Origin of the sequence: Polyangium sorediatum (genome assembly GCF_029946465.1) — a bacterium.
In the GTDB taxonomy this organism is placed as follows: domain Bacteria; phylum Myxococcota_A; class Polyangia; order Polyangiales; family Polyangiaceae; genus Polyangium; species Polyangium fumosum.
Genome location: NZ_JARZHI010000029.1, coordinates 53,559 through 65,387, shown reverse-complemented (window position 1 = coordinate 65,387; position 11,829 = coordinate 53,559). Strand labels below are relative to the sequence as shown.

At 68.5% G+C, this 11,829-nt stretch carries 3 protein-coding genes; 2 read left to right on the top strand and 1 reads right to left on the bottom strand.

Annotation, left to right across the window (positions count from 1 at the left end):
- Positions 1-49: 49 nt before the first annotated feature.
- Positions 50-1,549 carry an SDR family NAD(P)-dependent oxidoreductase gene (locus QHF89_RS28075; RefSeq protein WP_136970801.1) on the bottom strand — a complete coding sequence of 500 codons (1,500 nt, stop codon included), beginning with the start codon at positions 1,547-1,549 and terminating at the stop codon, positions 50-52.
- Positions 1,550-1,801: 252 nt separating this feature from the next.
- On the opposite strand from QHF89_RS28075, the gene QHF89_RS28070 reads away from it, so the two are divergent.
- A complete protein-coding gene (locus tag QHF89_RS28070; RefSeq protein ID WP_136970800.1) occupies positions 1,802-8,344 on the top strand; it encodes a non-ribosomal peptide synthetase in 6,543 nt (2,180 codons plus the stop codon).
- Positions 8,341-11,829 (top strand): non-ribosomal peptide synthetase, encoded by a 3,489-nt coding sequence (locus QHF89_RS28065; RefSeq protein ID WP_136970799.1) that lies wholly within the window; start codon positions 8,341-8,343, stop codon positions 11,827-11,829. Before QHF89_RS28070 ends, QHF89_RS28065 begins: the two co-directional genes overlap by 4 nt.

Here is an 11,829-nt window from a genome sequence, read left to right as displayed (position 1 = left end):
CGATGGCAAAAGTGGCCGCGTGTGTCGAGGGCCACGCGATGCCGTGTCGTCAAGAAAATGCGCTCACGACCTCGATCTTGCCGGAGCACGCGGGGCCGCCGAGGCGAGCGACGGTCGAAGCGGCAACACGTTCGACGGCGAGCGCGCCCCGCTTGCCGAGCGGCGTGTTCGTCTGATCGGTGAGCAGCTTCGGCGGCCGCACGACGAGCCCGCTCACCATGCGATACTCGCCCACCGCTGTCCGGACGAGCGCCTCCGCCGCTGCCTTGGCCGCATTGTAATGGGGAAAGTCGGCGGGGAGAGCCTCGACGTACTGCGACGAGACGAGCGTGAGCCACCCCTTCGCTTGCTGGAGCATGGGAAGCAGCGCAGCCATGGGGCAGCTCACCATGGCCACGCTCTTCGTGATGAAGTCGTTCACGCGCGTGACGGCGGAGGTCTCGAGCCAGGAGGGCTGAATGGGCGGCGAGGCATTGCAGACGAGGATGTCCAGGCGCCCGTGATCACGCTGGATCGCTGCATGCGTCGCGCGCCAGAAATCCGGGTCGCCGGCATCTCCCTGCACGAAGCGCAAGCGGCCCGGAGCGCCCGCGAGCGCTTCTTGCAGACGCGTGGCCTCGTCGCTGCTGCGCAGATAGGTCGCGACGACCGTCGCTCCCTTGAGCGCGAGCCCTTGGACCAGCGCGGCGCCGAGCCCGCGGCTGCCGCCCGTCACGAGCGCCGTTTTTCCTGCCATCGTCTCGTCGCGCCCGACATACCGTTCGACGTCGGCGACGCTCGCGACCGGCGAGTCCTCGCGCACGACGACATCGAGCGTCACGTCGGCGATCCGGACGCCTCCAGCGTGGAGCGTCGCTGCGATCCGGTGCGCGCCGCGCGGCGTCGTCCCGGTGATGCGCGCCTCGTACGCAAAGGGCCCGGGTGCGACGGGAGCGCCCGTGTATTCGACGAGTAAGCCCGCGAAGAGCGCGCGCTCTCCCGGGAGCTCCATTCCGACCAGGTAGCTCGACCAGAGGAGCACGGCGAGGGTCATCGCATCGGCGAGCGGCGGGCGCAGGCCGAGGAGCGCCGAGAGGCGGTGCAGCGCTTCCCACGAGGGGGCGTACGTGCCTCGTACCGTCCTCCCCTGGTGCATGTCGCCCGCCCCGAGCCGCACCGGCTCGGCGCGCGCGGGTGAGCTGCTTGCGGGGGGATCGGCGTGGGGGAGCGCCGTCGCGGGTCTGGTCCGGATGCTCGCATTGAGCAGCGGGCGCCGCCCGTCGAGCACGAATGCCATCGCGCGCTCCGGGCCCGACTCCTCGGCACGCGCCGTGTAGGTGACGTCGAGGACCGCCGCGCTGACGAAATCGAGCTGAATGGAGGAGACAGCGCGATCCTCCCGCGCCGGCAGCTCGGCGAGCGCGGCCAGCCCCGAGAGCACCCCGAAGACGACGCGCTCGCCAAACGGCGCTTTTCGTGCGTGATCCTCCGAGAGATGGAGCGGGTTGCGATCGTGGCTCGCGTCGCTGAACGCGGCGAGATGCGCGGGGGTGAATCGAAGGGTCCTCATCGTGAGGCGCCCATCGTGCCGCGTAGCGCGCGCACGTCAATGGGAGGTGACAGCGTTTGCCCGGACACGCGCGGAGGATCAGTTGATCCTTTGCGCGGATGATCAACTGATCCATGTGGATCGATTGATCCATCCACCCCGCACCGAGGCAATCCTGCCCTTCATCGCTGCCTGGGTACGCATGCGTCTCGAACGCAGACGTGCGGCACATCCCTTGCTGGTATCCGACCAAGCGAGAAGGTGCACCCAGGTATGGGCGATACGGCAGTTCAGGTTCAGCCAGGCTCCACGGTCATCGTTGCTGGCACATTCACGAGCGAGCCGGTGGGCGACATCCTGGCCTTCTGGCTTTCGAAGCTCGGCGTCGCGGCCGAGATCCACTTCGCGCCGTACAACCAGATCTTCCAGGAGCTCCTCGACCCTACGAGCGCGTTTGCCCGGAATGGCCGAGGCGAGAACGTTGTCCTCCTGCGGCTCGAGGACTGGCTCGCCGAGGGCGGGTCCCCCGAGCCGCCCGAGGAACGCCTCGCCCGCACCGCTGAGGAGCTCAAGCACGCCCTGGAGACCCGACCGCACCGGGTTCCGCACCTGGTCATGTTTTGCCCGGGCAACCCCTCGGCCGACGCTGGAAGGCGCTCCCTGCTCGCGAAGGCGGAGTCGACGCTCGCCGCTGCCCTCGGCGCGATGGACGGCGTGCACGTCGTAACGAGCCACGAGCTCTTCGCGGCCTACCCCGTCGAGGACTGGTACGATCCCATCGGGGAGACGAACGGGCACGTCCCCTACACGCGGTCCTTCTACTGCGCGCTCGGGACGATGATCGCCCGCAAGCTCCGCGTGCTCGAGCGTCCGCCGCACAAGGTCATCGTGCTCGACTGCGATCAGACCTTGTGGCACGGCGTCGTGGGCGAGGACGGGCCGCTCGGCGTGGTCGTCGATGCCCCGCGACGCGCGCTCCAGGAGTTCGTCGTCGCACAGCAAGCCAGGGGCAAGCTCGTTTGCTTGTGCAGCAAGAACCAGGAAGAGGACGTCCTCGCCGTCTTCACCGAGCGTCGCGACATGCCGCTGGAGCGCCGCCACCTCGTGGCCTCCCGCATCAACTGGCGACCCAAGTCGGAGAACGTGCGCGACCTCGCGCGCGAGCTCGGCCTCGGCCTCGACAGCTTCATCTTCATTGACGACAACCCGGTCGAATGCATGGAGATGAGGGCGCACTGCCCCGAGGTGCTCACGCTCGAGCTTCCCTCGGACGCGAGCCGCATCCCGTCGTTCCTCGGGCAGGTATGGGCGTTCGATCAGCTCGCGGTCACGGAGGAGGACCGGCGGCGGACGGAGCTCTACCAGCAGGACATGCAGCGCTCGAGCTTTCGCGAGAGCGCGTTCACGTTTGCCGATTTCCTCGCCGGCCTCGAGCTCGAGATCGACATCGCCCTCCTCGATCCGGGGCAATTGCCGCGCGCAGCGCAGCTCACCCAGCGCACGAACCAGTTCAACACGACGACGATCCGGCGCAGCGAGGCCGAGATCCAGGCGCTTTGCAGTTCCGGCGCGCTCGAGGGCCGGACCATCACGGTCACGGACCGCTTCGGCGCGTACGGGCTGGTCGGCCTGCTTCTCTTCGGGCAGCAGGGCGAAACCATCGTGGTCGACACGTTCCTCCTGAGCTGCCGGGTGCTCGGTCGTGGCGTCGAGCACCATGTCCTCCGGCACCTGGGCGCGCTCGCCGCCGCGCGTGGGATCAACGGGATCGACGTCCGCTTCCAGCCCACGAAAAAGAACCAGCCCGCGCGCGATTTCGTGGAGAGCCTGCGCGGGGAGACGATCGACGGCGGCGATGGGTCGTGGACGTCGCGATGCCAGGCCTCGGCGCTCGCTGTCCTCGCCTTCGAGCCGGGCGCGTCGGACGATGGCTCCCCGCAAGCAGACGATCGTGGAGCGCCCGCCGCAGCGCCAGAGAGGGGAGGAGATTCCGCGCGCGTCCTCGAGGAGATCGCGCGTGAGCTGTCGTCGGTCGACGATATCCTCGCGGCCGTACGTCGCCGCAATCAGCCGCCTCCTTCGAGCGCCGCGGGCGAGGAGCCCCGCACGCGCCTCGAAGCCACGGTCGCCGAGCTGTTCGCCGAGGCGCTCGGCGTCGCGTATGTGGGCATGCACGACGACTTCTTCACGCTGGGCGGCAACTCCCTCGGCGCCGTCATCGTGTTGAACAGGCTCCAGCCGGAGATCGGAGACATCCTGGCCCTCGATGTCCTGTTCGAGCACAGGACGGCCGCCGCGCTGGCCGCGTACCTCGAGACCCTCCGCGACCGCGGCGACGCCGGCGCGAGGGCGCCCTCGACAGCGGACGATATCCTCGTGATCAAGCCCCAGGAGCGGCCGCGCGAGATCCCGCTCTCCTTGGCGCAGCAGCGCCTCTGGTTCCTGGACGAGCTCGGCGCCGCATCGGCCTACAACAACTTCTCTGCTTTACGGATCGCAGGCGACCTCGACATCGTGGCGCTGCGATCCGCGCTCGGCGAGATCGTCCGGCGCCATGAGAGCCTGCGGACGACGTTCGATGCCGCGAATGGACTGCCATACCAGCGCGTCGACGACGCGGCCGCGCTCTCCGTCCCCCTCGTCGATCTGCGTCACCTGCCCGGCGACGTGCAGGAGCGCGAGATCGATCGGCTCTCGCGAGAGGAGGCTACGCGCCTCTTCGATCTCCGCCGCGATCTCATGCTGCGCGCCACGCTGCTCGTGCTCGGCGAACCGGGAGCCGCGTCGCGCGATCATGTCCTGCTCCTGACGATGCACCATATCGTGTCGGACGGGTGGTCGTACCGCGTGCTGACGCGCGAGCTCGGCGCGCTCTATTCGACCTTCCTCGAGGGGGACGGCGTCAAGCTCCCGGCACTGCCCATTCAATATGCGGATTTCGCCGTCTGGCAGCGCAATTGGATGAACCTCGGCGCATTGACGGCGGAGGCGTCCTACTGGAAGAAGCAGCTCGAGGGCGCGCCCGGGCTCCTGCGGCTGCCGACGGATCGCCCGCGTCCTCCCATCCAGAGGTTCCGCGGGAGTCGCGCGGATTGCCATATCGACGCGGAGACCGTCCGAGGCCTCCGGGAGTTCGGCCGGGGAGCGGACGCGACCCTCTTCATGGCGCTGCTAGCGGCCTTCGAGATCCTCCTTCATCGCCATAGCGGTCAAGACGATCTGGTCGTCGGCGCGCCGATCGCGAACCGCTTCCGGCAGGAGCTGGAACCCCTGATCGGTTTCTTCGTCAACACGCTGGCGCTCCGGGCCGATTTTTCCAGGGATCCGACGTTCCTCGAGCTGCTCGTCCAGGTGAAGGCCACGACGCAGGACGCGTATGCCAACCAGCTCCTGCCGTTCGACTGGCTCGTCGACGAGCTGAAGCCGGAGCGCGTGCTGAGCCATAACCCGCTCGTTCAGGTCATCTTCGCGCTGCAACCCGCGTCGATGGGCGACCTCGCGCTGCCGGGACTCCACGTCCGTGAGCTCCCCATCGACGTGCACATCAATCGCGCGGATATCGAGGTGCACCTCTTCGAGCGCGGCGACGAGGTGGTCGGCTATTGGCTCTACGACGCCGATCTCTTCGACCACGACACGATCGAGCGGATGAACACGCAGTTTCGCACGCTCCTGCGCAGCATCGTCGCCCATCCCGAGGGGCGGGCCTCCGAACTCGCCTTGCTCACGGACGAGGAGCGACGCCAGATCCTCGTCGAATGGAACGACACGGCCGCCGATGTCCCGGAGGACCGCTGCATTCACGAGCTCTTCCAGGAGCAATGTCGGCGTGTCCCGGACCGCGTCGCGCTGGTCTTCGACGAGGGGCACGCCGAGACACGCCTCACCTACCGCGAGCTGAACGCGCGCGCCAATCGCGTCGCGCACCACCTGCGGAGCATGGGCATCACCTCCGGGACCATCGTCGGTTTGTGCCTGGAGCGCTCGGCGAACATGGTGATCGGGATGCTCGGGATCCTGAAGGCAGGGGGCGCCTACCTGCCGCTGGATCCGAATTACCCCCACGCCCGCCTCGCGTTCATGCTGTCGGACGCGCGGCCGCCCGTCATCCTCACCGAGGAGCGGTTCGCCCTGGGTCTGCCGCGCTCCGACGCCCGGAGCGTCTGCCTGGACCGCGATCATGCGGCCATTGCATCGGCGAACGCCGACGACCCGAAGAGCAACGTCGGCCCGGACGACCTCGCGTACGTCATCTACACGTCTGGATCCACCGGGACGCCGAAGGGAGCGCTCCTCGATCATCGTGGGCTCGTCAATTGCACCGAGGCGCAGGTCCGACAGTTCGGCCTGACGGAGCGCGACCGCGTCCTGCAGTTCGCATCCCCGAGCTTCGACGCGTCCACCTACGAGATCTGGATGGCCCTCCGCGTCGGCGCCTCGCTCCACACCGGCTCGGTCGACACGCTCGCGCCGGGGCAGGTCATGCTCGATTTCCTGTCCCGGCATCGCATCACGATGATGGCCATGACGCCCTCGACGCTCGCCGCCCTCCCTCCGGCCGAGCTGCCCGATGTCCACATGATCCAGGTCGCTGGCGAGACGTGCCCGCCGGAGCTGTTCCGGCAATGGGGAAAGGGGCGACGGTTCGTCAATCTCTACGGCGCCACGGAGGCGTCCGTGTGGTCGACGACGGCGTTCTGCGACGATCCCACGCGGACGCTGCCGGTGGGGCGACCCATCCCGAACATACGAATCTACGTCGTGGATCGACGGGGCAACCCGGCGCCGATCGGCGTCGCGGGGGAGGTATGGATCGGCGGCGTGGGCGTGGGGCGAGGTTACCTGAACCGGCCCGACCTCACGCGGGAGAAATTCATCGATAATCCCTTCGCGAAGGGGCGGGTATACAGGACGGGCGATCTCGGGCGCCTGCGCGCCGACGGCAATCTCGATTTCTTGGGTCGCATCGATCATCAGGTCAAGGTCCGCGGCTTCCGCATCGAGCTTGGCGAGATCGAGGCGGCGCTCTGTGACGAGCCCCAGGTGAAGGAGGCGTCGGTCGTCTTGCGAGAGGACAGGCCCGGCGACAAACGCGTCGTCGCCTACGTCGTCCCCCGCAGCCGCGACGAAGCCGCGCAGATCGAGCACGTGAAGGATTGGCAGCGCCTCTACGCGGAGGCATATGGTCAGGGGACGGAGGATGGCTCGGCGGACTTCGGCTTCACGGGGTGGAATTCGAGTTATACCGGTGAGGCCATACCCGCCCCGGAGATGACGGAGTGGCTCGAAGGGACGATCGCCGATCTGCGCGCCCTCCGGCCCGAGCGCGTGCTGGAGATTGGTTGTGGGTCGGGGCTCCTCCTCGCCCGGATCGCGCCCGAATGCGAGGCGTACCTCGGCACCGATTACTCGGCCGAGGCGCTCGCCCACGTGAAGCGGCTGCTGCACGCGATGGGCGAGTTTCCCGGGGTGTCCCTCTCCCACCGCGGCGCGGACGATTTCCAAGGCGTCCCGGAGGGCACGTTCGACCTCGTCGTGATGAACTCCGTCGTGCAGTACTTCCCGAGCGTGGATTACCTGCTCCGCGTGCTCGAGGGTGCCATTCGCGCGACGAAGCCCGGCGGCACCATCTATCTCGGGGATCTGCGCAACCACTCCTTGCTGTCGGCGCTTCATGCGTCGGTCGAGCTTCACCGGGCCCCGGACGAGCGCACGCGCGCCGAGATCGCCGCGCGCGTCGAGCAGATGGCGCGCGACGAGGACGAGCTCTTGCTGGCCCCCGAATTTTTCCTCTCCCTCCCCCGATTCGTGCCGGGAATCGAGGACGTACGCATCCGGTTGAAGCGGGGGCGCATCCACAACGAGCTCAACCGCTTCCGGTACCAGGTGCTCTTGAGCGTCGGAGCGTCGCGTGAAGGCGGCCCGGATGCGCCCTCGTTCGAATGGCGCGACTATCAGCGGGACGGGCTGTCCGTCGCCGATCTGCGGAGGCACCTCGAGGGGCGGCGGGATGCGGTCGTGGGCATCCGCAACATTCCGAACGCCCGTCTTTGGCGCGAGGTCCGCGCGCTCGCGTGGCTTTCCGCCGATCATCGAGAGACCGTGCGTGCGCTCCGGCAAGCGTGCGCCGGCGAGCCTGCCGGCGTCGATCCGGAGGACCTCTGGGCGCTCGGTCGAGAGTTCTCTTATCGCGTCGACATCGGCTGTGCCGAGGATCCCACCTCGACGACGATGGATGCGGTCTTCGTGCGCGAAGGTGCTCCCGCGCCGCGTCTGTCGAGGCACGTGGATACGCAGAAGCCACTCGCCGCCCATGCGAATGATCCGCTGCTGGCGAAGCTCCGGCGCACGTTTCCGGCTGTGCTGCGGCAAAGCATGATGGCGCGCCTGCCCGATTACATGGTGCCGTCGACGTTCGTCATGCTGAGCGCGCTCCCCTTGACTCCGAATGGCAAGGTCGATCGCGCGGCCCTGCCGCCGCCGGCCGATGGATTCTGCGCGCCGCCTGCGACGAGCGTCGCGCCACGCAATCCGACGGAGGCCGCGCTCGCGCGCATCTGGCAGGAGGTGCTCGGCCTGCACACCGTCGGCATCGACGCCGATTTCTTCGAGCTCGGCGGCCATTCGCTCCTGGCTACCCAGATCGTCAGCAGAATCCGCGATGTGCTGGAGGTGCACATCTCGGTGCGTGCTCTTTTCGAGCGACCCACCGTGAGCAAGCTCGCCGAGCTTGTTGGCTCGGCGCGGCTCGCGCGGCAGCTCCAGCAGCGACCCCCCGCGGAAGCCTCGGCCGTGCGCGAGGAGATATCTCTATGAGCGGTATCGTCAAGCTACTCGAGGATCTCCGACGCCAGGACGTCAAGTTCTGGCTCGACGGCGCGGAGCTGCGGGTGAGCGCGCCGCCCGGCGTGCTCACCCCCGCGCTCATCGCGGAGCTCCAGCGAAGCAAGCCCGAGCTCTGCGCGCTGCTTCGCGGCGAGGCGGCGACCCTTCCGACTTCGACCATCGAGACCGTTCCCCGCGGCGGCCCATTGCCGGCTTCCTTCGCGCAGCAGCAGCTATGGGTGCTCGACAAGCTCGGCCAGGGCCTCGCCTACCATAGTCAGTTCGCCGCGCGCATCGAGGGGCGCCTTCACGTGCCCGCGCTCGAGCAGGCGCTCGGCGAGGTCGTCCGGCGCCACGAGAGCCTGCGCACGACGTTCCTCCAGGAGGGCGGCGAGGTGCGGCAGATCGCGGCGCCTCCGCGGGCATTTTCGCTGATCGTGACCGATCTGCGCGCGCTCGATCCGGAGGCCAAGCGCGCCGCCCTCACGCAATGGATCGAGGCCGATGGCGGCGAGGTGTTCGATCTTTCGCGGGACGCGTTGCTCCGCGGTCGCATTCTGCGACTCGACGAGGAGGAGGCCGTCCTGCTCCTGTCGATTCATCACATCGCGTTCGATGGCTGGTCGATCGGCGTGCTCTCGCGCGAGCTCGACGCGCTCTATGACGCGTTTCGCGAGGGCCGTCCCTCGCCGCTCGCGGAGCTCCCCTTCCAGTACGCCGATCATTCGGTCTGGCAGCGCAGGGAGCTCTCGGGCGCGCGGCTCTCCCGCGAGATCGAGCATTGGCGGGAGCGGCTCTCCGGCGCGCCGACCCTGCTCGATCTCCCGATTGCGGTGGAGACCGCCGCGGGCCCGGCGCGCCCGAGCCAGCGCGCCGGGACCGTGACCTTCCGCCTGGGCGTGGAGGTCTCGGAGGGGCTCCGGCGCATCGCCCGTGGTGCGGGTGCGTCGCTGTTCATGACCACCCTGGCCGTCTTCCAGGTGCTGCTCGCCCGTTATACCGGCCAGCTCGACGTGCTCGTCGGCACGCCGGTCGCGAATCGCAACAAGCAAGGGATCGAGTCGCTCATCGGCTACTTCGTGAACACGGTCGTGCTCCGCGCCGATCTCTCGGGCGAGCCCACGTTTCTCGATTTGCTTACGCGTGTGCGGGAGACGACGCTCACTGCGTTCGAGCACGAAGAGCTGCCGTTCGAACGGCTCGTGGAGGCGCTCCAGGTCGAGCGGGTCGCCCACCGGAGCCCGCTCGTGCAGGTGCTCTTCGCGGTGCAGAATGCGTCGGACGGCCGCCTCTCGCTCCCAGGGCTCCGCGTCTCGCCCTTTCCCCTCGAGCAGCGCTGGTCGCGCATGGATCTCGAGGTGGACCTCATCGAGGAGGGCCGGGAGATCTCGTGTGTCTGGGTGTATGACCGGGGCAAGTTCGAGGCGGGCGCGATGGAGCGTATGGCGCTCCATTTCCAGAACCTGCTCGCCGCCGTGGTCGCAGAGCCGACCCGGCGCGCGCTCGAGCTCCCTATCTTGTCGGAGGAGGAGCGGGACCGCATTCTCGTCGCGTGGAACGGGAGCACGGCCGCATATCCCGACACGAGCTGCATCCATGAGCTCTTCGAGGCGCAGGCGGCGCGGACGCCGGATGCGACCGCGGTCGTCTTCGACGCGGCGGGGCCGGACGACGAGCGTGGGAGCCTCACCTACCGCGCTCTGGACGAGCGGGCAAACCGGCTTGCGCACCACCTCCGCGCCCTGGGGGCCGGGCGCGGCGCCCTCGTGGCGCTCTGCGTGGATCGATCGCTCGAGCAGATCGTCGCCATGCTGGGCGTGCTCAAGGCGGGTTGCGCCTACGTTCCCATCGACCCTGCTTACCCCGAGGAGCGCAAGGCCTTCCTGCTCGACGACACCCGGGCGAGCGTGCTCCTGACGCGCGCGCGCCTCGCGGACGCGTTGCCGCGCTTCGAGGGGAAGGTCGTCCTGCTCGACGCAGACGCGCTCGATATCCATCCCGCGAGCGCCCCGGCTTCGGTCACCGGGCCAGACGACCTCGCCTACGTGATGTACACCTCCGGCTCGACGGGGGAGCCCAGGGGCGTGCTCATCGAGCACCGCTCCGTGGTCGGGCATTGCGAAACGTACCGGCGTATCCACGAGCTATCGCCCGCGGATCGCGTCCTCATGCTCGCATCCTATCATTTCGACGCTTCGGTCGAGCAGCTCTTCCCGGCGCTGCTCTGTGGAGCGAGCGTCGTCGTATCCGAATGGGACATGGAGCCCCTCCGCTTCTCGCGCAAGCTCGTGGAGCTCGGCGTGACCCTGCTCGATACCAGCGGGGCCCATTGGAGGGGCCTCACGGACGCGTGGCTCCGCGATCCGTCGCTCATGGCCTGGAGCCCGCTCCGCACGCTGGTCATTGGCGGAGACGTGATGCCCGCCGACGTGCTCGAGCCGTGGTGGCGCACCGATCTTTCGAGCCGGGTGCGGCTCTTCAATTGTTATGGCCCGACCGAGGCGACGGTGGCTGCCACCGTGCACGAGGTGCGGCGCGAGCCCGGCCCGGATGCAGCGCGGATCCCGATCGGCAAACCGCTTGCCAATCGCACCGCGTACGTACTCGATCCCCTCGGCAATCCCGTGCCCGTGGGGGTGCCCGGGGAGCTTTACCTGGGCGGGTTCGGGCTCGCGCGCGGGTACTTGAATCAACCCACACGAACCCAAGAGAAATTCGTCGAGCTCGATCACTTGCCGCCGCCGCCGCCCGGACCCGGCGGCGCGCCGAGGTTCCGCAGGCTGTACCGGACCGGCGATCGGGTTCGCTGGCAGCCGGACGGCTCGCTCGATTTCGTCGGACGCGCCGACAATCAGGTCAAGATTCGCGGTTATCGCGTCGAACTCGAGGAAATCGAGGCGCACCTGCGGCGGCAGCCCGTGGTGAAGGACGCGACGGTCATCGTGCACGAGGCGGGCGGCCACAGGTCCCTGATCGGCTATGTCGTGCCCGCGGGCGCCATGCGCGGCGCGGAGATCGAGGCCGCGCTGCGGGCGTCGCTGCCGGAGCACATGGTCCCGTCGCGCATCGTGGAGCTCGATGCGATCCCGCGTATCACCACGAGCGGCAAGGTGGATCGGAGCGCGCTGCCGGACCCCGCGGCGAGCGAGGCGCCGGTGTTCGTCGCGCCGCGGACCCCCACCGAGGCCGCGCTCGTCGCCATCTTCGCGGAGGTGCTCGGCTGCGAGCGCGTCGGCGTGCATGACGATTTCTTCAACCTCGGCGGGCACTCGCTCAACGCGACGCAGGTGATTGCCAGGGTGAATCAGGAGTTCTCCGTGCGGCTGCCATTGCAGCAGATCTTCGAGCACCCCACACCGGCGGGGCTCGCTACATGCCTCGGCGCCACCGCGCTCGCGCGCGATCTGCTGGCACCGGACATCGCTTCAGGGGCGGGGAAGCAAGGCGACGGTGCGGAGGAAGAGGGGGACCTGTGA

What these genes read in the sequence shown, in the direction of transcription:
- QHF89_RS28070 (WP_136970800.1), top strand. Translation starts at nt 1,802, where the DNA reads ATGGGCGATACGGCAGTTCAGGTTCAGCCAGGCTCCACGGTCATCGTT.
- QHF89_RS28075 (WP_136970801.1), bottom strand. Translation starts at nt 1,549, where the DNA reads ATGAGGACCCTTCGATTCACCCCCGCGCATCTCGCCGCGTTCAGCGAC.
- QHF89_RS28065 (WP_136970799.1), top strand. Translation starts at nt 8,341, where the DNA reads ATGAGCGGTATCGTCAAGCTACTCGAGGATCTCCGACGCCAGGACGTC.